At 62.4% G+C, this 21,629-nt stretch carries 24 protein-coding genes; 19 read left to right on the top strand and 5 right to left on the bottom strand.

Annotated features, from left to right (window positions below; translation table 11 throughout):
* Positions 1 to 88: 88 nt before the first annotated feature.
* The 5 genes from NUH19_RS11405 to NUH19_RS11385 all read left to right on the top strand — a co-directional run bounded on the left by NUH19_RS11405 (position 89) and on the right by NUH19_RS11385 (position 2,419).
* Positions 89 to 373, top strand: a complete 285-nt coding sequence (locus NUH19_RS11405; protein WP_262316681.1) for a phage holin family protein — start codon at positions 89 to 91, stop codon at positions 371 to 373.
* Positions 374 to 383: 10 nt separating this feature from the next.
* Positions 384 to 1,166 carry a CHAP domain-containing protein gene (locus NUH19_RS11400; protein ID WP_262316683.1) on the top strand — a complete coding sequence of 261 codons (783 nt, stop codon included), beginning with the start codon at positions 384 to 386 and terminating at the stop codon, positions 1,164 to 1,166.
* Between the two features lie 170 nt (positions 1,167 to 1,336).
* The gene (locus NUH19_RS11395; RefSeq protein WP_262316680.1) at positions 1,337 to 1,729 is read left to right on the top strand and encodes a hypothetical protein; all 393 of its coding nucleotides are present in this window, start codon (positions 1,337 to 1,339) and stop codon (positions 1,727 to 1,729) included.
* Positions 1,730 to 1,745: 16 nt separating this feature from the next.
* The gene (locus NUH19_RS11390; protein WP_262316679.1) at positions 1,746 to 1,967 is read left to right on the top strand and encodes a helix-turn-helix transcriptional regulator; all 222 of its coding nucleotides are present in this window, start codon (positions 1,746 to 1,748) and stop codon (positions 1,965 to 1,967) included.
* A gap of 263 nt (positions 1,968 to 2,230) precedes the next feature.
* Positions 2,231 to 2,419 carry a hypothetical protein gene (locus NUH19_RS11385; RefSeq protein WP_262316678.1) on the top strand — a complete coding sequence of 63 codons (189 nt, stop codon included), beginning with the start codon at positions 2,231 to 2,233 and terminating at the stop codon, positions 2,417 to 2,419.
* Between the two features lie 94 nt (positions 2,420 to 2,513).
* Here NUH19_RS11385 and NUH19_RS11380 read toward each other — a convergent pair whose 3' ends face one another.
* Positions 2,514 to 2,720, bottom strand: coding sequence for a hypothetical protein (locus tag NUH19_RS11380; RefSeq protein WP_262316677.1), 207 nt, complete (start codon positions 2,718 to 2,720; stop codon positions 2,514 to 2,516).
* A gap of 321 nt (positions 2,721 to 3,041) precedes the next feature.
* On the opposite strand from NUH19_RS11380, the gene NUH19_RS11375 reads away from it, so the two are divergent.
* The 5 genes from NUH19_RS11375 (at position 3,042) to NUH19_RS11355 (ending at position 8,457) form a co-directional block, all read left to right on the top strand.
* Positions 3,042 to 4,712, top strand: coding sequence for a MutS-related protein (locus NUH19_RS11375; protein WP_262316676.1), 1,671 nt, complete (start codon positions 3,042 to 3,044; stop codon positions 4,710 to 4,712).
* A gap of 141 nt (positions 4,713 to 4,853) precedes the next feature.
* A complete protein-coding gene (locus tag NUH19_RS11370; protein WP_262316675.1) occupies positions 4,854 to 6,098 on the top strand; it encodes a carboxylate--amine ligase in 1,245 nt (414 codons plus the stop codon).
* 33 nt (positions 6,099 to 6,131) lie between these two features.
* Entirely contained in the window at positions 6,132 to 6,593 is a 462-nt protein-coding gene (locus NUH19_RS11365; RefSeq protein ID WP_262316674.1) for a universal stress protein, read from the top strand.
* A gap of 69 nt (positions 6,594 to 6,662) precedes the next feature.
* Positions 6,663 to 7,385, top strand: coding sequence for a DNA/RNA nuclease SfsA (sfsA, locus tag NUH19_RS11360; protein ID WP_262316673.1), 723 nt, complete (start codon positions 6,663 to 6,665; stop codon positions 7,383 to 7,385).
* Between the two features lie 31 nt (positions 7,386 to 7,416).
* The gene (locus tag NUH19_RS11355; RefSeq protein ID WP_262316672.1) at positions 7,417 to 8,457 is read left to right on the top strand and encodes an AI-2E family transporter; all 1,041 of its coding nucleotides are present in this window, start codon (positions 7,417 to 7,419) and stop codon (positions 8,455 to 8,457) included.
* A gap of 100 nt (positions 8,458 to 8,557) precedes the next feature.
* On the opposite strand, the gene NUH19_RS11350 is transcribed toward NUH19_RS11355, so the two are convergent.
* Positions 8,558 to 8,920: a hypothetical protein gene (locus NUH19_RS11350; RefSeq protein ID WP_262316671.1), complete on the bottom strand. Its 363-nt coding sequence runs from the start codon at positions 8,918 to 8,920 to the stop codon at positions 8,558 to 8,560.
* 195 nt (positions 8,921 to 9,115) lie between these two features.
* Positions 9,116 to 9,319 carry a hypothetical protein gene (locus tag NUH19_RS11345; protein WP_262316670.1) on the bottom strand — a complete coding sequence of 68 codons (204 nt, stop codon included), beginning with the start codon at positions 9,317 to 9,319 and terminating at the stop codon, positions 9,116 to 9,118.
* A 163-nt stretch (positions 9,320 to 9,482) separates the two neighbouring features.
* Here NUH19_RS11345 and NUH19_RS11340 point away from each other — a divergent pair, with 163 nt between their 5' ends.
* Both NUH19_RS11340 and NUH19_RS11335 read left to right on the top strand, forming a co-directional pair.
* On the top strand, positions 9,483 to 10,175 hold the full coding sequence (locus NUH19_RS11340; protein WP_262316669.1) for a 2,3-diphosphoglycerate-dependent phosphoglycerate mutase: 693 nt from the start codon (positions 9,483 to 9,485) through the stop codon (positions 10,173 to 10,175).
* A 112-nt stretch (positions 10,176 to 10,287) separates the two neighbouring features.
* A complete protein-coding gene (locus NUH19_RS11335; RefSeq protein ID WP_262316668.1) occupies positions 10,288 to 11,325 on the top strand; it encodes a hypothetical protein in 1,038 nt (345 codons plus the stop codon).
* A 158-nt stretch (positions 11,326 to 11,483) separates the two neighbouring features.
* Here the strand turns inward: NUH19_RS11335 and NUH19_RS11330 are convergent, their stop codons facing one another.
* Positions 11,484 to 12,770: an MFS transporter gene (locus NUH19_RS11330; RefSeq protein ID WP_262316667.1), complete on the bottom strand. Its 1,287-nt coding sequence runs from the start codon at positions 12,768 to 12,770 to the stop codon at positions 11,484 to 11,486.
* A gap of 107 nt (positions 12,771 to 12,877) precedes the next feature.
* On the opposite strand from NUH19_RS11330, the gene NUH19_RS11325 reads away from it, so the two are divergent.
* The 6 genes from NUH19_RS11325 (at position 12,878) to NUH19_RS11300 (ending at position 20,163) form a co-directional block, all read left to right on the top strand.
* Entirely contained in the window at positions 12,878 to 13,822 is a 945-nt protein-coding gene (locus NUH19_RS11325; RefSeq protein ID WP_262316666.1) for an Rgg/GadR/MutR family transcriptional regulator, read from the top strand.
* 108 nt (positions 13,823 to 13,930) lie between these two features.
* Entirely contained in the window at positions 13,931 to 14,869 is a 939-nt protein-coding gene (hprK, locus tag NUH19_RS11320) for an HPr(Ser) kinase/phosphatase (protein ID WP_262316665.1), read from the top strand.
* The gene (gene lgt / locus NUH19_RS11315) at positions 14,869 to 15,690 is read left to right on the top strand and encodes a prolipoprotein diacylglyceryl transferase (protein ID WP_262316664.1); all 822 of its coding nucleotides are present in this window, start codon (positions 14,869 to 14,871) and stop codon (positions 15,688 to 15,690) included. Before hprK ends, lgt begins: the two co-directional genes overlap by 1 nt.
* A 24-nt stretch (positions 15,691 to 15,714) precedes the next feature.
* A complete protein-coding gene (locus NUH19_RS11310) occupies positions 15,715 to 16,755 on the top strand; it encodes an NAD(P)H-dependent glycerol-3-phosphate dehydrogenase (protein ID WP_262316663.1) in 1,041 nt (346 codons plus the stop codon).
* Between the two features lie 53 nt (positions 16,756 to 16,808).
* Positions 16,809 to 17,771 (top strand): thioredoxin-disulfide reductase, encoded by a 963-nt coding sequence (gene trxB / locus NUH19_RS11305; protein ID WP_262316662.1) that lies wholly within the window; start codon positions 16,809 to 16,811, stop codon positions 17,769 to 17,771.
* Positions 17,772 to 18,495: 724 nt separating this feature from the next.
* Positions 18,496 to 20,163, top strand: coding sequence for a phospho-sugar mutase (locus NUH19_RS11300; protein ID WP_420844691.1), 1,668 nt, complete (start codon positions 18,496 to 18,498; stop codon positions 20,161 to 20,163).
* A 39-nt stretch (positions 20,164 to 20,202) separates the two neighbouring features.
* Here the strand turns inward: NUH19_RS11300 and NUH19_RS11295 are convergent, their stop codons facing one another.
* Positions 20,203 to 20,700 (bottom strand): GNAT family N-acetyltransferase, encoded by a 498-nt coding sequence (locus tag NUH19_RS11295; RefSeq protein WP_262316660.1) that lies wholly within the window; start codon positions 20,698 to 20,700, stop codon positions 20,203 to 20,205.
* Between the two features lie 142 nt (positions 20,701 to 20,842).
* Between NUH19_RS11295 and NUH19_RS11290 the strand changes: the two genes are divergently transcribed.
* On the top strand, positions 20,843 to 21,478 hold the full coding sequence (locus NUH19_RS11290) for a YfbR-like 5'-deoxynucleotidase (RefSeq protein ID WP_262316659.1): 636 nt from the start codon (positions 20,843 to 20,845) through the stop codon (positions 21,476 to 21,478).
* Positions 21,479 to 21,629: the final 151 nt, after the last annotated feature.

Raw genomic sequence — 21,629 nt, 5'->3', positions numbered from 1 at the left:
GATCGTCACGACATCAAACTCGGCATTCACGACGCGGAAATCGGTACGCTGTACAGCGAGGTCGGCCTCCGCAGGAAGGAGCAGAATAATGACTAAGATTAACTGGAAAGCCCGGGTGCAGAATCCGGTGTGGTGGGTGCAGATTGTGCTCGCTATTTTTTTGCCGGTGCTGGCCTACTTCGGGCTGGACGGCAAGGACATGAGCACGTGGAAAGCGTTTTTTGACCTGTTATGGCGAGCATTCAGCAACCCATATGTTGTGGCAATGATGCTGGGATCAGCGTGGTCAGCGATCAATGACCCGACCACGGCTGGGGTATCGGATAGCATGCAGGCACTCGGCTACACCGCGCCGAAAAAGGAGGACAAATAAATTGGTAACCATGAAAACAGTCATGACCACCGCCAGAAAGTACGTCGGCATCAAGGCCGGCAGCGCGAGCCACAAGCGCATCCTGGCAATCTACAACGGGCACAAGCCACTGGCCCGCAGCTACGCCGTCAAGCTGACCGACAACTGGTGCGCGACCTTCGTGTCAGCCGTGCTCATCGAGTCCGGCGCGTCCGGCATGACCGGAACCGAGTGTTCCGTCGGCGAGTACGTCAAAATCTTCCAGAGACACGGCATCTGGCAGGAGAACGGCGCGATCACGCCAAAGGTCGGCGACATCATCGTCTACGACTGGTCAGGCACCGACACCTGGCCTGACCACATCGGCTTCGTCAATGCCGTGGCCGGCGGCAAGATTACAGCGCTGGAGGGCAACCACAATGGTGGCGTCAACTACCGCGTGATTGCGGTCGGCGACAAGACCATTCGCGGCTATGCTCGGCCGAAGTACTCGGCGGCCAAGGCACCGGCCAAGGCGGCGGCTAAGCCTGCGGCCAAACCAGCAACTAAGCCCACGCCAGGCGGCTGGCACGCGCAGTCCGGGACCTTCACAATCACGGAACCATCCGGAATCAAGCTGCGCAGCAGGTCTGCGTCCACTGGTTCTCCGCTGATTGCAGTCCTGCCGAAGGGCTCCGTCGTCAAGTATGACGCGTTCGGTTACTTCGGCGGCTACGTCTGGATTCGACAGCCACGTCGCGGCGGATACGGCTACTTGCCGACAGGGACCGCCATCGGCACCAAACGCACCAGTTCTTGGGGACTCTTCAAGTAGCTCATCAAGAGTATGCACAGCTCATCAATTCGGCTCGCCCCTTCGGGGGTGGGCTTATTTTTTTTGCGCTTAGTACAAGTTTTTTGAATAAAAGGGTTGCGTATAGTACGAAAAGCTGTATTATATAGGAGTAGGGTAATTCAGCAAAGAAAGCCACGGAGGCATACATCATGACAAACGCAAAGGAATTTTTGTTCGGTACCACCGATAAGCCACTCAACACAGCTCAGCAGCGTGCAGTTCGCCACTTCGATGCCTTCTACGGCACGCTGGCCTTCAACTCCGCCGACGGTCACTACTACAGCGACGGCGAGAAAATTGAAGATGGCGCCCGCCTCACGGTCGCGGCGCACCCCTTCACGATGGTCGGCCGCATGGTCTTCGCCGCTGACCGGGAGCAAAACCACGGCTGGAAGCTTGAAGTCGAGCCCGGCATGCTGTCACACGACCAGATCACTGACGCGCCTCTTGTAGTTGAGTACAGGGACATCGAGCTCACCGACGGCATGCGCGTCATGACCACGAAGCAAGAGGCTTATGGTGTCCGCGGGGACATGGGATAGGGAGGAGACGATCGGGATGGCAGAAGACACAAACACGCTCGACACCTACCTATCCGCGCACGGCCTGACCCGCTACCAGCTCGCCAAGCAGACCGGCATCAGCGCGTCAGTATGGCAGACGGTCAACGAAAAGCCTTTCAGCAAGTGGAAGGTGAGCCAGGTGCAGGCCCTGGCCGAAGCGCTGGGCCTAGCATCAAGCACCGTGATGCGCGACCTTGAGAAGATAGAAGCACTATGATCGAGTCAAGAGCTATTGACCTCACAGGAAGACACTTCGGGCACCTCACCGTCATCAAGGACGACGGCACGCGCTCGTCTAGGGCGATAGCTTGGCTGTGCCGGTGTGACTGCGGCAAGCTGACCCACGTCAGGACGCAGGCGCTCAATTCAGGTGCCATCACGAGCTGCGGCCACGTGCAGCGGGCTAAGCTACCAGAGCTGCAAGAGAAGCGCCGGCAGGAGTCACCGGAGGGGACACGCCTGGACCAACTGGGAGACACCTTGAGCCGGAATAGTGCGACGGGCTACCGCAACATCTCGGCCACGCACCGATACGGGCGGCTGCAGTATCGCGTGTCGGTGGTCTACCAGCGCCACCAGCACGGCGGCCTCTGTGATACGCTGGAGGAGGCAATCGAGCTGCGCGAAGAGCTGCGGCGGCAGTGGTGGCCGGGGTATGACGAGAAGTAGGGCGGGCTGATGGCCCGCTTTTTGCACGACAAAAAGAGTCCAGACATTGCGGCGGCAGTCTGGACTCTTTAGACACGGTATAGCACTGGTAGCGTTAGGCCGCTACGCTTGGCACCGCCAGCATCAGCGCCACCTGCTCATCAATCGCAAGCGGTCGGCCGAGCAGACGCGGCAAGTCATCGAGCAGCTTATCACGGTCGAGCAGGCCGATGGTCTCGCCGCGCTGCTGCAACCTGATCATGCCACGCTGGGCGTGACCGGGAGCCAGGGTATATGTGTCGATGCTAATCGGAAGTTTCATGCGTCTCACCTCGTCATCAATTATACGAACGTATGTTCTATAATTCAAGATGAAAGCGTGACTTTCAGCAAAATACGGTACAAAGGTGGTACGATGCAGTCTGAAGCCACTCCTGACGTAGGGTGTGACAGTTCAAAATGTTCAGAAAGTAATCGCACTAACGCAACGCGCCACCCCTCCCGACGAAGCCGGGAGGGGTGGCGCGTTGTTGTGGTTTGGGGCCGCCGTCGCGACCCGCGCGAACGCGGCGGCAGTCGAATCCGCTTGCATTTTTGCGCCACGGCCTTATCCTGAGGGTAACAATTGCAAGGGGTGACGGGAATGGATGCGAACAGCGGGTGGTGGCTAGTCGGCTTTGGGCTGGTTTTGGTGGCCGTGGTGGTGGTGTCGAGCATTCGCGAGCGGCTGGCGCTGCGCGACCGGCTTTTGGGTAGCTGGGGTCAGCTGCCCGAGGTCCGGCGCCAGGACAGCCCGGCCAGCCTGGAGGAAGCGTTCCAGTACGCCAGCCAGCTGCACCCGGCCGACAGCACGGTCGATGCGCTGACCTGGCAGGACCTGAACATGCAGGCGGTGTTTCGCAGCCTGAACCTGACGGAGTCCAGCGTCGGCGCCGAGGCGCTTTACGCCAGGCTGCATGCCTTTGACTTCGGCCACGCCGGCGACCTCGAGGACCTGATCGGCTTTTTCACCACCGAGCCGGTCGCGCGGCTGCGGTGTCGCACCGCCTTTGCCAGGCTGGGCAAAAGCGACCACAACCAGACGCAGGCCTACCTGCTGGAAGGCGCCAAGCACGAGCTGCACCAGACCTGGCGCTACGTCGTGCTTGGCTGCCTGCCGCTGGTCGGGCTGGCGCTGGCGTTCGCCTTGCCGCTTCTCGGGGTGACCCTGGTGATGGCTAGCCTGATTTTCAACCTGATCTACTACCAGCTGCGGCGCGAGCGGCTGACCGTTGAGCTCAACGCGATGCGCTACCTGGTGCAGACCGTGGCGACGGCGCGGCGGGTCGCTAAGCTCAAGACGCCGCGCCAGGCCGCCTTGCAGCAGGCGCTGGCGCCGCTGGCCACCATCACCCGCACGGCCTTCGTGTTTCGCATCAAGACCGGGACCGCCGGCGAGGTGATTGCCGATTACCTGAGCATCGCGTTCATGCTGCCGTTCATCTCGTACAACTTCGTGCTGGAGAAGCTGCACCGCTTCCGCGAGGCGGCGCTTGCCCTGTGGCGGCAGCTGGGTGACCTCGAATGCGCGATTGCCATCGCCAATTACCGCCTGGCCCAGCCGGTCAGCTGCATCCCGCGGTTTGAGGAAGGCGGCGTCAGCGCGACCGGCCTGGTTCACCCGCTGCTCAAAAAGCCGGTGGCCAATGACTTGGCCTGGGCTCGCACGGCCTTGATCACCGGGAGCAACGCCTCGGGCAAGTCGACCTACGTCAAAAGCGTCGCAATCAACTGCCTGCTGGCGCAGACCATCAACACCGCGACGGCGGAAACCTTCACGCTGGCGCCGGGCCACGTGATCACCGCCATGGCGATTCAAGACGACCTCAGTGCCGGCGACTCCTACTTCATCGCCGAGATCAAGGCGATTCGTCGGCTTTTGACCCAGGTCCAAAAAGGGGCGCGGACCTATGGCTTCGTCGACGAAATCCTGAAGGGCACCAACACGGTCGAGCGCATCGCGGCCTCGGCCAGCATCATCGACTGGCTGGAGCCGACCGCGGCCTTGACCATGGTCGCGACCCACGACAGCGAGCTGACCGCGATTCTCGGCGCCGGCGTGGTCAACTGGCACTTCCAAGAAAGCGTCGACGCCGGTGGGGTTCACTTCGATTACCGGCTGCACCAAGGCCCGGCCACCACGCACAACGCGATTGCGCTGCTGGCCCACCTCCAGTACCCAGCGGCGGTGACGGCCACGGCCAAGCAGCTGGCCGCCGAGTTTGAGGCGACCCACCGCTGGCCGGCCGTCGCGCCGCCTGCACCCAACGCCTGAGCGGCCGGGCCGATGCCGCGGGGGGCTTTGCCGCGCCTTTGCGGCGAGCGGGGGTCCGCCTGCGCCACCGCGCGGTTTTAGGTAAAAACCCGGCGGCATGGTATACTTGAGCCAAAGTGTGGATAAGGGAGGGCGACGCGGTTGGCGGAAAGTCCGGAGTTTGCGGTGGTGCTGCTAGGCAGCGATGATAATGTGTACGGCATTGCCCGTTCCTTTCACGAACGGTACGGCACGGTAGCGACGGTGTATGCCCGTGAGCAGTTCGCCCCGACGCGCTACTCCAAGATTGTAGCGGTTCACCTGGTGGCGGACTTCGACCAAGACGCGGTGTTCACCAAGACGTTGATGCAGCTCACCTGCTCCAAGCCGACGTTGCTGTTGCCCTGCGGCGACGCCTACGCCAGCCTGGTGGCCACGCACAAGCAGGAGCTGGCCACGAAGTTTCTTTGCCCGACCATCGACGCGACACTGTTGGCCGAGCTGGCCGACAAGGAGCGCTTCTACCAGCTGTGTGCGGATCACGGCATCGCGTATCCGGCGACGCGAATCGTGACGCCGGCCATGGCGGCCAGCGGGGTGGCGATCAGCTCGCCCTACGCGTTCCCCGTCATGCTCAAGCCGGCCGACAGCCTGGCCTGGCACCGCCTGAGCTTTGAAGGCGTGAAGAAGGCCTACCTGATTCACTCGCAAGTCGAGCTCAACGCCACGGTGCAAAAGGCCTACGCCAACGGCTACCGCGGCAACCTGATTTTGCAGGACTTCATCCCCGGCGACGATTCGCAGACCCGCGTTTTGAACGCCTACGTGACCGGCGACCACCGGGTCAAAATGATGTGCTTGGGCCACCCGCTCTTGGAGGACCCGACGCCTAACGTCATCGGCTCCTACGTCGCGATTCTGCCGGCTCACGACCAGACGCTGTACGACCAGTTCGCCGGGTTCCTTGAGGCCATCGGCTACGTCGGGTTCGCCAACATCGACCTAAAGTACGACGTGCGAGATTCGCAGTTCAAGATTCTCGACTTGAACCTACGGCCCGGCCGCAGCGCCTATTACGTCACCTTGAACGGCTACAACCTGGCGCAGTGGCCGGTGGCGGAGCTGATCGATCACACCTTGGCCAGCGAGCCGCCGGTGTTCGCCGATCCGCCGGCCGCCTCGCGCAAGCTGTGGCTGGGGGTGCCGAAGAAGGTCTTTGCCACCTACGCCAGCGGCAACCCGGCCAAGGCCGACGCGCTGCGGCTGATCGCGGCGGGGCAGGTCGGCACCACCGTGTTTTACGACGGCGACATGTCCTTTCGCCGCTGGGTGTTGATGACGTATATGTTCCACAATTATTACGGCCGGTTTCGGCAGTATTTTGCTGAAAACAAGGGCGGCGCGTAGTATCCTGTAAGCACAAGCAAAGGAGCGATACACATGGCCACAGAAGAAGACTTCGAAGTTCAATCAATGCACTACGACCGCCTGCTTTTGGCGGTGGATGACGACGACGATGACTCATCGCGAAAGGCGTTCAACTACGCCTGCACCCTGGCGAAAATCTACAGCATTCCGCTGGGCATCGTGTCGATTCTTGAAACCGGCGACCTGAACATCTACCAGTCGCTGTCGCCGGACCTCTTGAGCCAGCGCCGGTCCGAGATCGCCGCTCACCTCAACACCTACGTGGAAAAGGCCACGGCGTTCGGGGCCCAAGACGTGCAGCCTCTGATCGGTGAGGGCAAGCCCGGCCGCGTGATTCTGGACGAAATCGTGCCGGCCTTCAAGCCGGACCTGATCATCTTGGGCTCCCACAGCCGCCGCGGCCACGTTCACATCGGCCACGTCGCCGGTGACATCGTGCGTGAGGCGGAGACTTCGGTCATCGTCGTGCGTTAGACCAAGCGGCGCGGTTGCGCCGCTTTTTTGCTGGCCGCAGGGTTGGGGCATTGCCCGGAAAGGCGCGTCATGGATTACGGAACAGTTGAAATCGGGCGGGTGGTCAAGCGGATCAGCCGCTTCACGGTCACCGTCGCCTGCGACGATACGGTGGTCGCCGCTCACCTGAGCAACACCGGCCGCAACAAGGAGTTGCTGGTTCCCGGTCACGCCATCAGCATTCGCAAGGCCCAAAATCCGGACCGCAAGACGCCTTACGACATCATCGCCGTGCAGCGCGACAACCGCTGGATCAACATCGACAGCCTGGCGCCCAACCGGCTGGTCAACGCCGCCTTGCGCGACGGCAGCCTGAGTCTGCCCGGCTGCCCGGGGCCTTACGTCGTGCATCCGGAGACCACCTACCGCGACTCGCGGCTGGATTTTGCCGGTCACACTCAGACCGGCCAGGAATGGTTCGCCGAGACCAAGGGGGTGACTTTGGCCAACGGCACCCGGGCGGCCTTTCCGGATGCGCCGACCACCCGCGGCCTCAAGCACGTCCACACGCTGACCGCCGCGGCCCAGGAAGGGTACAAGGCCTTCTTGGTGTTCGTGATTCAGCTGGATGGCATTCACGACGCGACCATCTACCGCGACCGCTTTCCGGCGCTCGCCCCGGCGATTGCGACCGCCCAGGCGGCAGGGGTGCAGGTCCTGGCCGTGACCTGCGCCAGCGGCCCGGACTTTTTGACGCTGGCGCGGCCGGTACCCTTCGACTTGAACCTGCCGTTCAGCGAGGTCGTGGTATAATGACCGGGAAGTTAACCCGAGGAGCTTGTGCATGACACCTTACCAGAAATTCGTTGCGAATGAAAAACTGCGCCGCGCGGCCGTGATGACCAGCGTCGTCGCCTTATTGTGGCTGGCCCGAAGCATCATGAGTACGATTTTGCTCACCTTCATCTTCGCCTTTTTGGTGACCCGGGTGATCAACTTGGTGCGACGCAAGCTGCGCGTCAAGGCGGTGGTGGTGGTCGCCCCCTTGTACCTGCTGGTGGTGGCGGGGCTGATGTATACCCTGATTCATTACGTGCCGGTGATTGCCAACCAGACGGTGCATCTGTACAACCAGGTCCAAACCTTCTACAACAGCAAGGAGTTCGCCAACAACCAGGCGATGCAGTGGGTGCTCGATTCCTTGAACAAGATGAACCTGAAGACCCAGCTGCAGGCCGGCATCAACACGATTCTGGAATACGCCGGCAGCATCACCGCGATGGGGGTCACGCTGTTGCTGTCTTTGATCCTCAGCTTCTTTTTCACCGTTGAAATCGATGAGCTGAAGGTCTTCGGCCGGCGCTTTTTAACCTCGCCGTTCGGCTGGTACTTCGCCGATCTCAAGTACTTCGCCGAGAAGTTCATCAACACGTTCGGCGTGGTGATCGAGGCACAGATTTTCATCGCCATCGTCAACACGGTGATCACGACCATCACCCTGATTGCGCTGAAAATGCCCAACGTGCCAAGCCTGGCCATCATGGTCTTTCTGCTGTCGATGATTCCCGTCGCCGGCGCGATCATTTCGGTGGTGCCGCTGGCCATCATCGCCTTCACGGTCGACGGGCTGCAAGGGGTGATCACGATCATCGTGATGATCTTGGTGATCCACATGCTCGAGGCCTACGTGCTCAACCCCAAGTTCATGTCCAGCCGCACCAAGTTGCCGGTGTTTTTCACCTTCGTCGTCCTCTTAGTCGGCGAGCGGCTGTTCGGCACCTGGGGGCTGATCGTCGGCATTCCAATCTTCACCTTCATCTTGGACATTCTGGGGGTCAAAAAGATTCCGGAAGAGCCGGCCAAGACCGGACCCGGCGCCAAGTAAAAAACCGGTGTCCTTGCCTCGCCTGCGTGGCGAGCGGGGGACACCGGTTTTTTGGTCGCGCCGTGCGGTGCGGTGGGTCGTTGCCTTGCAGGCGCCGGCGTCAGTGCCTGGTTGCGCCGCCCTGCCAGGCGGCGACCCTGGCGCAAACCGCGTCGAAGGTGGCGACGGCTTGGGCGTAGCCGGCCGGCGCTTCGCCGTGCTGTGCGGCGAACTCGGCGGGGCCACCGGCGATGAACGGCCACTCGAAGGCCTGCACCGCCTCGTAGGCCGCGGTCAGCTCGGCGTTCAGGGCCGGCTGTTCGCCCAACTGCAGGGCGAGCTGAACGACGCGGTAATCGGTGTAGGCTAGCTCGTATTGCACCGCAATTGGTCTGGCAAAGGGATGGGCGGCTTGAATGTGGCGGAAGTGGTGGTTAACGGTCCGTTGCAGGTTCTGCAGGCTGCTGGTGATCTCAAGAGTCATGGTGACGCCTTCTTTCGCTAGGATACCGTCATGATACCCCCGTTGGCGCCCAAAAGCTTCTCAGACGACTCGGCGACCGCAGGCGGCCGAAACCCGGGCCGCCCACAGGCGCCGCCGCTTGGCCAAAGGCCGCGGCCAAGCCGCGCCACGGGCGGAATTGTCGGGCAACGCCCTGGCGGCCGCTGCCGCTTGGCCTCAGCGGTGAAACAGGCGGTAGAGGCCGCGGGCAATCAGGGCGAAGCCGCCGCCCAAAAGCAAAATGTCCATGATGCCGTGGAGCAGCGACAGGCCGGCGCTTTGGTCGACCGCCGTCTGCAGGGCCGGCGCGTTGACGTAGACGAGGAAGTAAACGATGCTGAGCACCCACAGCGCGGCGATGGCAAGCCAGAATTTTTTCATGAGGGTCCCTTCGTGAGCTTTTTCCCGTAGTGTAGCAGATGCCGGGCGGCCGCACCAGCCGGCGCCTGCACTTTGAGTAGCACGCTTTTCAGAAATAGTGTATGATAAGTGGATGTAAAGCAGTCAGCCAGCTGACAAAAATTAAAAGCGAGGTAATCTCTAGATGGCAAAATTAGTGCTTATCCGTCACGGTCAAAGTGAATGGAACCTGTCCAACCAGTTCACCGGTTGGGTCGACGTTAACTTAAGCGAAAAAGGTGTTGAGGAAGCAAAGACGGCGGGTCGCAAGATCAAGGAAGCCGGCCTTGAATTCGACCAGGCTTACACCTCTGTTTTGACCCGCGCGATCAAGACGTTGCACTTTGCACTGGAAGAATCCGGTCAGCTCTGGATTCCGGAAACCAAGACCTGGCGCCTGAACGAACGCCACTACGGCGCTTTGCAGGGCCAAAACAAGGCCGAGGCCGCCAAGAAGTGGGGCGACGAACAGGTTCACATCTGGCGTCGTTCCTACGACGTGCTGCCACCGCTTTTGAGCGCCGACGACGAAGGCTCCGCTGCGCAGGATCGGCGCTACGCCAACCTGGACCCTCGCATCGTGCCGGGTGGTGAGAACCTCAAGGTCACCCTTGAGCGTGTCATTCCGTTTTGGGAAGACCACATCGCCCCGGACCTGCTGGCCGGCAAGAACGTGATCATCGCCGCCCACGGTAACTCCCTGCGTGCTTTGACCAAGTACATCGAAAACATTTCCGACGAAGACATCATCAACTTGGAAATGGCCACCGGCGAACCCGTTGTTTACACCTTCAACGACAAGCTTGAAGTGACCGACAAGACCAAGCTGGGCAAGTAATTGCCTCAGACAGCCGCCACCGCGGCTGTTTTTTTGTCCTTAAGATTCCGTTGTGCGGCCGCAATCCGCGGCGGGATGTAGTAAACTATAAGGACAGAACAGGAGTGATAGCGTGAAAAGCAAATGGGTCAAACTCGCGGTTGCCTTGGCGGTGTCGGTCGTCGCCTTGGCCGGCTGCTTCGGCGGCAAGAAGGCGGCCGAAACCAAGCCAAGCACCTACCAGACGGCGCTTGCGGCCGGGGTGCTGGCGGTGAAACAAGACGACTTCGCCGGTGCCTTGGACCACTTTCAAGCGGCGGTGGCGGCCAAAAAGACCAAGGCTGCGGCCACCGATCTGGCGCAGACCAAGGCGTATCTGAAGGCGCAGTCGCAGGAGCAGGCCGGCCGGCCCGTTCGCGCCCACAAGACGGTGACCCAGGCCCTCAAGCGCAAGCACGGGGCGAAGGCCCTGACCACCAAGCTCAAGGCCTACGCCAAGCGGCTGGCCAAGGTCGCCAAGCAGTACCGCCGCGCCGCCAGCCTGCTCAAGGAGGCCCAGGCCCAGGCAGATGCCGGGGAAACCACCCAGGCCAAGGAGACGCTCGCGCCGCTGGCCCCGCTTGATTGGAGTCAGGACTACCTCAAGCGGCTCAAGGCCGATTACGACGCCTTGGTCCAACAGCTCGATGCCGCCGCGGCCAGCACGGCAACGGCTGCATCCAGCGACAGCACCAGCACCAGCGATCAGACCAGCACCAGCAGCGCTGCCAAGGGCGGCAGCGCCAAGGCGAGCGACCCAACCGCGGCCGATCAGCCGAAGGTCAGCTGGAACCAGGCGGCCAAGGCCCAAGGTAGCGACGCTGACGCCGGTGCGGCCAGTGACTCGAGCTCGAGCAAGGACACGGCCACCGCGACGGCCCCGGCCGGCAACGACCTGAGCGCCGCCGACGTTCGCAGCGCCGTTTTGACCTACTTTGGCACCCAGCTGTCGGCCGCGGCGGTCAACGCCGTGCCGGACAGCGGCATCCTGCAGGCCTACAAGGACACGCTGGCCGTCGGTGGCGACGTCGGCTACACCGTGTCGCTGCTGGAGGAACGCTACCCGGATGTGGTGGCGAATGGCAAGGCGGCGACCACCACCGGTGACGACAGCACGACCGGCGGCAACTGAGTGCAGCCAATAACACCCCGCCTCGCCACGCACATGCGTGGTGAGGCGGGGTGTTTGGCGTCGGCGGCCGCTCGTCCAATCGGTTGCGGCCCGGTTGCTGGCTTCGGCGCTCAGTCGCTCGGCGGTCGCTGGCTTCGGCCGAGGTGGTCACCCGGCGGTCAGTCGCCGGCCGGTCGCTTGCCCGACTCCGGCTGGTGCAGCGCCAGCACCACGGCGACGCCGGCCATCAAGGCTGCGCAGACGCCGTACACCAGCCAGGCGCTGGTCGGTTGGGCGAGGTTGGCGATCCCCAAGAACACGGCGGTACCGGCCGGGGCACCGATCATCACCAGCGTCTGCATGGCGGCGGAGACGGTGGCGAGGTGAGCGGCGTCGACGCGGCTCAGCACGATGGCCGACAGGCGCGGGTTGATTTTGCCGACCGGGTAGCAGGCTACGACGATCAAGGCGACCATCGCGCCGCGGTTTTGCCACCAAACCAGGTTGGCCGACTCGGCGGCCAAGGCCACCATGGTGACCGCGGCCAGGGCCGGCAGCGACCAGCGCTGCAAGCCATCGTGCATGAACAAGGCGGCGACGGTGGTGCTGAGGCTTGCGGCCACGCCGACCACGGCAACGGTGGTGCCGAAGCTGGCGCCGAACCACAGCCGCGGCACGTTGGCCAAAAGCACGGTGAGCAGGCCGTCCAGCCCGGTGCCTAAGGCGTTGACCCCCAAGGCCAGGCCGATGATGCTGAACAAGAAGTGGTCTTGGGTGATGAACCGCAGCGCGTGACCGATGCCTTGACGCATGGATTCACTGGCCTGTGGGGCGGCGGTTTGCGCATCCTGGGCGGCCTGGTCGGCGGCCCGAAAGACGGCGCGGTCGTGAAGCAGCGCCAGTGCGGCCAGGGCGAAGCTTGCGGCGTTGATCAGACCGAAGACGACGTAATTGTGGTGCAGCAGCACAATCAGGCTGGCCCCCAGCGCCTGGAAAACCAGGCTGATCAGGTTGCCGACGCCGCTGAGCAGCCCGAAGCCCTGCTGGTACTCGTCTTGGTTGGCCAACACGTGCTTTTGGTAGTGCATGACCAGGTTACCGGTGAAGTCGGCCAGCAGGTCCGACCCCAGGTTGATGGCCAACAGCACGGCGAACAGGCCCAGGGTCCCCGGTGCCTGAATGATGAAGGCCAGTCCGACGTAGGCCGCGGCCTGAACCAGCCGCAAGCCGACCATCGCGGTGAAGCGGCGCCGCGGGGCGAGGCGATCGGCCAGGTAGCCGCTGGGCACGGCCAAAAGCTGCGGCAACAAGTTAATCGCGGTGACCAAGGACAGCGCCAGGGTTTTGAATGGCAGGGTCTGGGCGTAAACCAGAAAAACAAAGTTGAACAGCACCGAGCCGATGCTGGACAGGAAGCTGGCGTTGGCCAAGGCGCGAAACGGGCGGTTGTGCAAGTAGATGTTCATGACGATTCCTCCGTGGTCCGGTAATTGATGCATGGCCTCATGATAGTTGACGGCCGCCACCCGCTAGTTCAAAATGTCATATATGACAAACAAAGTGGGGCGAGGACATGCCAATCGGAGCATTATACCGGCAGATGCGCCAAAGCCGCGGCATCACGCTGCAAGACATTGAACTGGAAACCGGCCTGACCGCCTCGTTCGTCTCGCGCTTCGAGCGGGGGCGAACCGACGTGTCGCAGACCAATTTTATGAAGCTTTTGACCGCCATCAACGTGACTGCGGCCGAGTTTTGGTTCGTCGCCAACCGCACCGGTCAACCGCCCGAGCTGGCGGGTGACGCGGCGCAGCTGTGGCTGGCCAAGCGGGAGCTGCCGTTTTTGCGGCCGTTCCTGGCCCGGGGGACGTATGGCGGCGCCAACCTGGCCGAGATCCGCCAGGCCAAAGACGCGGCCGAGGCGACCTTTCGCGCCGCCCCGACGCGCAACCACCATTTCGCCTACCTGTTCTACCAAGGGATGCTCGCGGCCAGTGCGGCCGACACCATCACCGCCGACGTGGCTGCGGCCGGGCCGGTGATTCGCTACCTGCAGCAGGTCGACAGCTGGGGGGTGTACGAGGTGCAGCTCTTCCAGCTATTCATGGTGATGATGCCGACCGCGGAGAACCTGCGCCTGCTCGCCATCGGCGTTAAGCTCAGCCGCCGCCTCAAGGCCAATGCGCGGTACCGAACGCTGCCCTTTGACCTGCTCGTGGGGGATTTCACGGTGTTTGTGGCGCGGCGGGAGTTTGACGCCGCGGCCGCGGTGCTGGCGCTTCTGCAAAAAGAGCCGAACTTTGGCGCCACGGCGCTGGTGCGGCGCTTCCTCACCGGCTGGCTGGCGATTCGCCGAGGCGCTGTGGCCAGTGGCACCGCGACCTGCCGGGCGGCGATCGCCTTGATGGCCACCATCGAGCTGCCCGAGGACGCGGCGATGTGGCAGGCTAGGCTGGACGCAATTCTGGGGCCCGACCACCGCGACTTGGTGCTGATCAACCTCGGCGGCAGCCAGTGAGCGGCGTCGCTAAGGCCGCCGCGCCGCGCTTTTGGCCCCGGCCCTGTTAAGTTAGGCCAAACGATGATAAAATTAGAGACAAACTATGGCGAAAGACAGGTGGACCCGATGGTAGAAAGTGTTTCAGTACGCCAGCTCGTGACCGACACGAACCTGACCGTGTACAGCGGTGAGGCGTACCTAGATGAGCGCAAGGTGGTCGTGTCAGATATTTCGCGGCCGGGCTTGGAGCTGACCGGGTACTTCAATTACTACCCGCACGAACGCGTGCAGTTGTTCGGTCGCACGGAAAGCGCCTTTGCGCGGAACATGACCTCCGAGGAGCGGCTGGTGATTCTCAAGCGCATGGCCGCCGAGGACACGCCGGCGTTTCTGGTGTCGCGCGGCATCGAGCCGCTAGACGAAATGCTGATGGCCGCCGCGGCCGCCCACATTCCGGTGCTTGGCTCCAAGTTGTCCACCACGCGCCTGTCCAGCCTGCTCACCGATTACCTGGAAAGCGAGCTGGCCGAGCGGCGCAGCATGCACGGCGTCTTGGTCGACCTGTACGGGCTGGGCGTGATGATCACCGGCGATTCCGGGGTCGGCAAGTCCGAAACCGCGCTGGAGCTGATTCAGCGCGGGCACCGGCTGATCGCCGACGACCGCGTCGATGTCTACCAAAAAGACGAGCAGACCATCATCGGCGAGGCCCCGGCCATTTTGGCCCACCTGCTGGAGATTCGCGGCCTGGGCATCATCGATGTGATGAGCCTGTTCGGGGCCGGGGCGGTGCGGACCAACGCCTCGGTCGACCTGATCGTTCACCTGGAGAACTGGACGCCGGACAAGCAGTTCGACCGCCTGGGCTCCGGCGAGCAGAGCCAGCAGATCTTCGACGTCGCCGTGCCGAAGATCACCATTCCGGTCAAGGTCGGCCGCAACCTGGCCTCGATTATCGAGGTCGCGGCGATGAACTTCCGCGCCAAGTCCATGGGCTTTGACGCGACCAAGACCTTCGAGCGCAACCTGAACAACCTGATCAAGACGAACTCGGAGGACAAGTGATGTTCAATGCACTGAATCCGATCGCGCTGCGCCTGGGGGGCCTTGAGGTTCACTGGTACGGCGTAATCATCGCCGCCGGGGTGCTGCTTGCGGCCTACCTGGCGATGCAAGAGGCCAAGCGCCGCAACGTCAACGAGGATCACATCCTGAACCTGGTGCTGTGGGCGTTGCCCTTCGCCCTGATCGGGGCCCGGCTGTACTACGTGGCCTTCGAGTGGCCGTACTACGCGGCGCATCCCGGCGAAATCATCGCAATCTGGCACGGCGGCATCGCGATATACGGGGCGCTGATCGCCAGCGTCATTGTATTTCTCGTCTACTGTCACGCCAAGTGGTTGCCGGCCTGGCTGATTCTGGACATCGCCGCCCCGACCGTGATGATCGCCCAGGCCATCGGGCGCTGGGGCAACTTCATGAACCAAGAGGCGTTCGGCGCCAAGACGACGCTGGCCTTCCTGCAGGGGTTGCACCTGCCGCCGTTCATCGTGTCTCAGATGCTGATCGACGGGGCCTACCGCCAGCCGACCTTCTTGTACGAATCCGCGTGGAACGTCGCCGGCTTCGTCTTGATCATGAGCGTCCGGCACCACAAGGGCTGGTTCAAGCAGGGCGAGGTCTTCTTGTCCTACGTGATGTGGTACAGCTTCGGCCGCTTCTTCGTCGAGGGGATGCGAACCGACAGCCTGTACATGCTGCCGGGGCTGCGGGTCTCGCAGCTGCTGTCGATCGTCTTGTTCGCCGCCGCGGCCTTTATGTGGTGGTACCGGCGTCGGCAGGACCTGCCGTGGTACCTGGATGGCAACAAGCTGAACAACCTTTAACTTTAAACAAATAGGAGTGATCTTTTGACTAAAAAAGTGGCCGTACTAGGCGCCGGTTCCTGGGGTACCGTCTTAGCGAACCTGTTGGTGGAAAATGGGCACGATGTCGCGCTGTGGACCAACAATCCCAAGCAGATTCCGGAAATCAACCAGCAACACACCAACACCCACTACCTGCCGGAGTTCCACCTGCATGAGGCCTTGCAGGCCACAACCGACCTGGCCGCGGCGGTGCAAGACGCCGATGTGATCTTGTTCGTCGTGCCGACCAACGCGATTCGCAGCGTGGCCACGCAGGTGATGCCGCTTTTGGCAGGCGCCGCCAAGCGCCCGATCATCGCCCATGCGGCCAAGGGGCTTGAGGTCGGCTCCAAGCTGCGCGTGTCGCAGGTGATCGAATCCGTTCTGCCGGCCGACCTGTACCAGGGGCTGGTGGTGATTTCCGGGCCGAGCCACGCCGAGGACGTCGCGACCAAGGACATCACGACGTTGACCGCGGCCTCCAAGGACCTGGCGGCGGCCCAGTCGATTCAAGACACGTTCATGAACGATTACTTCCGCCTTTATACCAACCAAGACGTGATCGGCGTCGAGTGCGGCGCCGCCTTGAAGAACGTGATCGCCATCGGCGCCGGGGCCCTGCATGGCCTGGGCTACGGTGACAACACCAAGGCGGCCTTGATGACCCGCGGCTTGGCCGAGATCACCCGCCTGGGCGTCAAAATGGGCGCCAACCCGCTGACCTTCATCGGCCTGTCCGGCGTCGGCGACTTGATCGTCACCTGCACCAGCGTTCACAGCCGCAACTGGCGAGCCGGCAACGCGCTGGGGCAGGGCCAGAAGCTGGCGGACGTGTTGGAGAACATGGGCATGGTGGTCGAAGGCGTCTCCACCGCCAAAGTGGTGCATGAGCTGGCGGCGCAGCTGGACGTCGAAATGCCGATTTCGGCCGCCATTTACCGGGTGTTGTACCAGGACGCGCCGATTGCCAGCGTGATCACCGACCTGATGGCCCGAGACGGCAAGCCGGAGTTTGATTTCGACACGACTTTACAGCAGGACTAAAAGCGCGTATACTTACCTTTCGTAAGCAAACCAACCAAAAGGAGTTTTTGCCCATGTCTAAGCTTTATGATGTGATCGTGATCGGGGCCGGGCCCGGCGGCATGACCGCCGCCCTCTACGCATCGCGGGCGAACCTGTCCGTGTTGATGCTGGACCGCGGCATCTACGGTGGTCAGATGAACAACACCGCCGCCGTGGAGAACTACCCGGGCTTCAGCTCGATCCTCGGCCCGGAACTCGGCCAGAAGATGTACGACGGGGCGACCCAGTTTGGCGCGGAGTACGCGTACGGCAACGTGACGGATGTGACCGACAAGGGTGCGGTCAAGGTCGTGACGACCGACGAGACCACCTACGAGGCCAAGGCCGTGATCATCGCCACCGGTGCCGAGCACCGCAAGCTGGGCATTCCCGGCGAAGAGCAATACGGCGGCCGCGGCGTGTCCTACTGCGCGGTCTGCGACGGCGCGTTCTTCAAGAATCGCGAAGTCGTTGTGATCGGCGGCGGTGACTCCGCCGTCGAGGAGGGCCTCTACCTGACGGGCCTGGCGTCCAAGGTCACGGTGATTCACCGCCGCGACCAGCTGCGGGCGCAGAAGATCATCCAGCAGCGGGCCTTTGCCAACGAGAAAATGTCCTTCATCTGGAACGCACAGGTCAAGGAAATTGTCGGCGACGACAACAAGGTGACGGGCGTGGTCTACCGCGACAAGGTGACCGGTGAGGAAACCACCGTGCCGGCCGCCGGGGTCTTCATCTACGTCGGCATCAAGCCGCTGACCGACAGCTTCCAGAATCTCGGGGTGCTGGACGAGAATGGCTGGATTCCCACCGACGACCTGATGGCCACCAAGGTGCCGGGCGTCTTCGCCATCGGCGACGTTCGCGCGAAGACCTTGCGCCAGATCACCACGGCCGTCGGGGAAGGCGGCCAGGCCGGCCAGAGCGCCTTCAATTACCTGCAGGGCCTGCAGGACGCGACGCTTGAGAACGGCGCCGTGCCGGCGGCCAACTAAACACGCGACGCTGACGCGGCCGCCTGGTGCTTCCAGGCGGCCGCGTTTTGCGTCCCTGCATTCGCCCAGTGTTATTTATTTACACAAAATTTACCTAACATTTACACTGGCGTCATGGTATTTCCGACCACCCGGTGTTATTCTATTGGCGTAGAATTCGACAGCGCCTCTCGGTCGCACGGCCGAAGCGCAGCCTACGGCAGCTTGCAGTGACTATCATTCTCATCCGATGAACGTTGACCTATGTCAACCGCGTCCGCGGCGCGAGCGTCTAGCGATGGAGAAATTCTCGCAAAAGAAAACGGCTCTGGTTTGATTCCAGGGAGCTGCGACTGCCGGGTCCACCACAGTGCGTACCACCAACCGAATCGGTTTCACCAGCTAGCGGGGGCAGTCTGCCTTGCAGTTGGGTCGATTCCTCAACTCAATCGCAACCGGGGTACTGCGGGGCAACCCGCGGTACCCTTTGCGTGTGGCGGGGCGCTCGCCGGGGCTGGCGGGTCAGTATTGGTCTACCCAGTGTCTGAAGCCACCGTCAAGCCGCAAGCGGCCGGCGAAACCTTGGTGAGAATCGCGCTTATTTGTTGACTGGTCTTTCTCAAGTGAGATAATCTAAGCGAGATGACCGGTGGTGGCACCGGCACGACAATGAATAGGAGTTGAGCTTATGGGTTACAAAGAGAACTACGCTGTCTGGGCAGACGCGACGGGCATCGACCCACGAATGAGGCAAGAGGTGCTGGCGATGGCTGACGACCCCGAGACTCAAGAGGCCGCCTTCTCCGCCCCGATGGCCTTTGGGACCGCGGGCATGCGCGGCATCATCGGGGCCGGTATCGGACGCATCAACCTGTACACGGTGCGGCAGGCGACCGAGGGGCTGGCCCGGTTCATGGACACCTTGCCGGCGGCGCAAAAGCAGGCCGGCGTGGCGATCAGTTTTGACTCGCGCTACGAAAGCACCGCGTTCGCCCAAGAGGCGGCCGGGGTCTTGGGGGCGCATGGCATTCCCAGCTTCGTGTTCGACAGCCTGCGCCCGACGCCGGAGCTGTCCTTTGCGGTGCGGTACCTCAAGACTTACGCCGGCATCATGATCACGGCCAGCCACAACCCGAAGGCCTATAACGGCTACAAGATCTACGGGCCGGATGGCGGCCAGATGCCGCCGGAGGAATCCGACCGCATCACCGAGTACGTCCGGTCAGTGACCGATCTGTTCGCCATCAAGGCGCTGGACGTCCACGAGCTGCGCCGCCAGAAGCTGTTGACCCCGATTGGCGAAGACGTCGATGAGGCCTACTACGCCCAGGTCGCCACGGTCACCATCAACCACGACCTGATCGCCACCACCGGCAAGGACATGAGCCTGGTGTACACCCCGCTTCACGGCACCGGCCGCATCCCGGCCCAGATGGTGCTGCGTAACGCCGGCTTCGCCAACTTCCAGCTGGTGGCCAAGCAGGCAGTGGCCGACCCAGAGTTCGCCACCGTGCCGTTCCCGAACCCGGAATTCGCGCAGGCCTTTGACATGGCCATCGCGCTGGGCAAAAAGAGCCAGGCCGACGTCTTGATCGCTACGGACCCCGACGCCGACCGGCTGGGCACCGCGGTGTGGACCGGCGATCACTACCAGCTGTTGACCGGTAACCAGATTGCCAGCCTCTTGCTCCACTACATTTTGGAGGCGCGGCGGGCGGCCGGCACCTTGCCGCGCAACGGGGCGGTGGTCAAGTCTATCGTCTCCACCGAGCTGGCCACGGCGATCGCCAAGGACTACGGCGTCGCGATGATCAACGTCGAAACCGGCTTCAAGTTCATCGGCGATCAGATCAAGCAGTACGAGGAAACCGGCAGCCACGAGTTCCTGTTCGGCTTCGAGGAGAGCTACGGCTACTTGATCAAGCCGTTCGTGCGGGACAAGGACGCGATTCAGTCCACCGTGCTGCTCGCCGAGGTCGCGGCCTACTACAAGAGCCGCAACATGACCCTGTGGGACGGCATCCAGGCGCTTTACCAAAAGTACGGCTACTTCGCCGAAAAGACGGTGGGGGTCGACTTTGAAGGCGTCGATGGCGCGGCGCAGATGGCCGCGTTGATGACCAAGTTCCGCGAGCACCAGCCCAAAGACTTCGCCGGTGTCGCCGTGGCCGAGGTTCAAGACTACAAGGCCCAGACCACGACCAAGGCCGACGGCACCAAGCAGGCGATCGACATGCCGGTGTCCGACGTCTTGAAGTACGTGCTGCAAGACGGCACCTGGATCGCCATTCGGCCGTCCGGCACCGAGCCTAAGGTGAAGTTTTACGTCGGCACCAGCGCCGAACACAAGGCGGCGGCCGAGCAGAAGCTCGCCGACTTTGAGGCCGCGCTGACCGCCTTTCGTCAGGAATAAGTCACACCACTAAAAAATCACCCCGCGGGGTGATTTTTTTTAGGCATTGAAGCGGCGACCCAAGATGTCCAGGTCGCGTCGCACCCCGTCCATCAAGGCGACCTCAGGCAGGTGGCCCCAGGTGGCAAAGCCGTTGCGGGCAAACAGGCCCTGGCTCGCTTGGTTGTGGTGGAACACGAAGGCGACGATGGTGTCAAGGTCCAGCCGCTTGAGCTGGGCGAAGACGAAATCCAGCGCCGCCTGGCCGAGGTGGCGGTGCTGAAAGGCCGGGTCCAGGTAGATGCTGATCTCCGCGGTGTGGGCGTAAGCCGGCCGCCCGTAGAAGTTCTCCAGGCTGACCCAGCCGGCCAGGTCGGGGCCGTCGTGAATCAGCCAGAGTGGGCGGCGTTCGGCGTTGAACTGGGCGAACCAGGCGGTTTTGGCGGCCACGGTCACCGGCTCGAGGTCGGCGGTGGCGAGGCGGCCGGGAATCGCGGCGTTGTAAATGGCGACGATCGCCGGCAGGTCGGCGGTGGTGGCAAGGGTAAAGGCTGGCATGGCGTGACTTCCTTTTTGCGTGATTACGTCGAGCTTAACCAAGGTCGGCGGTGGTTGCAAGGCATTTTGTCAGCAATTCTCACTTGCATCGGCGGCCGGTTGGTGATAGCATAGTAAAAATTTACCTAGGAGGCTACAAGACATGGGGATGCACCAGTTCATTCAGGGACTCAACAACTTAGAGACGCTGCGCCGGGCGCCGGGATTTTTCAAGTACGCGGAGCACAGCGTGGCGGCCCACAGCTTCAAGGTCGCCGAAATCGCCCAGCTGCTGGGTGACATCGAGGAGAACGCCGGCAACACGGTCAACTGGCAGCGCCTGTACGAAAAGGCGCTGAACCACGACTACACCGAACGCTTCATCGGCGACATCAAGACCCCGGTCAAGTACGCCACGCCGGCGCTTCGCGCGATGCTGGCCGACGTCGAGGAATCCCTGACGGAAAACTTCATCCAAAACGAAATCCCCGCCGAGTTCCAAGAGGCCTACCGGCGGCGCCTGTCCGAAGGCAAGGACAACACGCTGGAAGGCGAGATTTTGAGCATCGCCGACAAGGTCGATCTGCTGTACGAATCCTTCGGTGAAATCGAGAAGGGCAACCCGGAGCGGGTCTTCGTCAGCATCTACACCGAAAGCCTGGCGGTGATCATGTCCTTTGCTTCGCGGCCTTGCGTTCAGTACTTCCTCAAGGACATTCTGCCGGACATGCTCAACGAGGAGTTCGCCGACCGCGACATGCTGACCAAGCTGACCCGCGCGATCATGGACAAGCAGTAGCCTAGCGGCGCCGGTGCGACCGGCGCGGTGGGGCAGCTGCGCGGTGGCGGCCAAGCGATCGCCGGGCGCAACTGAGCGGTTACCGGGCCGGTAACTGGGCCGCCGCCGCGGCCGCCGAAACGGGTCGCGAAAGTATGTTCGCTATGCTATA

It is taken from the genome of Lacticaseibacillus parakribbianus, assembly GCF_025490915.1.
Classification (GTDB): Bacteria; Bacillota; Bacilli; order Lactobacillales; family Lactobacillaceae; genus Lacticaseibacillus; species Lacticaseibacillus parakribbianus.
This window is presented reverse-complemented; position numbering and strand designations above follow the sequence as displayed.

What these genes read in the sequence shown, in the direction of transcription:
- NUH19_RS11390 (WP_262316679.1), top strand. Translation starts at nt 1,746, where the DNA reads ATGGCAGAAGACACAAACACGCTCGACACCTACCTATCCGCGCACGGC.
- NUH19_RS11290 (WP_262316659.1), top strand. Translation starts at nt 20,843, where the DNA reads ATGGGGATGCACCAGTTCATTCAGGGACTCAACAACTTAGAGACGCTG.
- NUH19_RS11300 (WP_420844691.1), top strand. Translation starts at nt 18,496, where the DNA reads ATGAGGCAAGAGGTGCTGGCGATGGCTGACGACCCCGAGACTCAAGAG.
- NUH19_RS11395 (WP_262316680.1), top strand. Translation starts at nt 1,337, where the DNA reads ATGACAAACGCAAAGGAATTTTTGTTCGGTACCACCGATAAGCCACTC.
- NUH19_RS11295 (WP_262316660.1), bottom strand. Translation starts at nt 20,700, where the DNA reads ATGCCAGCCTTTACCCTTGCCACCACCGCCGACCTGCCGGCGATCGTC.
- NUH19_RS11405 (WP_262316681.1), top strand. Translation starts at nt 89, where the DNA reads ATGACTAAGATTAACTGGAAAGCCCGGGTGCAGAATCCGGTGTGGTGG.
- NUH19_RS11355 (WP_262316672.1), top strand. Translation starts at nt 7,417, where the DNA reads ATGACACCTTACCAGAAATTCGTTGCGAATGAAAAACTGCGCCGCGCG.
- NUH19_RS11375 (WP_262316676.1), top strand. Translation starts at nt 3,042, where the DNA reads ATGGATGCGAACAGCGGGTGGTGGCTAGTCGGCTTTGGGCTGGTTTTG.
- NUH19_RS11380 (WP_262316677.1), bottom strand. Translation starts at nt 2,720, where the DNA reads ATGAAACTTCCGATTAGCATCGACACATATACCCTGGCTCCCGGTCAC.
- hprK (WP_262316665.1), top strand. Translation starts at nt 13,931, where the DNA reads ATGGTAGAAAGTGTTTCAGTACGCCAGCTCGTGACCGACACGAACCTG.
- NUH19_RS11340 (WP_262316669.1), top strand. Translation starts at nt 9,483, where the DNA reads ATGGCAAAATTAGTGCTTATCCGTCACGGTCAAAGTGAATGGAACCTG.
- sfsA (WP_262316673.1), top strand. Translation starts at nt 6,663, where the DNA reads ATGGATTACGGAACAGTTGAAATCGGGCGGGTGGTCAAGCGGATCAGC.
- lgt (WP_262316664.1), top strand. Translation starts at nt 14,869, where the DNA reads ATGTTCAATGCACTGAATCCGATCGCGCTGCGCCTGGGGGGCCTTGAG.
- NUH19_RS11325 (WP_262316666.1), top strand. Translation starts at nt 12,878, where the DNA reads ATGCCAATCGGAGCATTATACCGGCAGATGCGCCAAAGCCGCGGCATC.
- NUH19_RS11365 (WP_262316674.1), top strand. Translation starts at nt 6,132, where the DNA reads ATGGCCACAGAAGAAGACTTCGAAGTTCAATCAATGCACTACGACCGC.
- NUH19_RS11400 (WP_262316683.1), top strand. Translation starts at nt 384, where the DNA reads ATGAAAACAGTCATGACCACCGCCAGAAAGTACGTCGGCATCAAGGCC.
- NUH19_RS11330 (WP_262316667.1), bottom strand. Translation starts at nt 12,770, where the DNA reads ATGAACATCTACTTGCACAACCGCCCGTTTCGCGCCTTGGCCAACGCC.
- NUH19_RS11345 (WP_262316670.1), bottom strand. Translation starts at nt 9,319, where the DNA reads ATGAAAAAATTCTGGCTTGCCATCGCCGCGCTGTGGGTGCTCAGCATC.
- trxB (WP_262316662.1), top strand. Translation starts at nt 16,809, where the DNA reads ATGTCTAAGCTTTATGATGTGATCGTGATCGGGGCCGGGCCCGGCGGC.
- NUH19_RS11350 (WP_262316671.1), bottom strand. Translation starts at nt 8,920, where the DNA reads ATGACTCTTGAGATCACCAGCAGCCTGCAGAACCTGCAACGGACCGTT.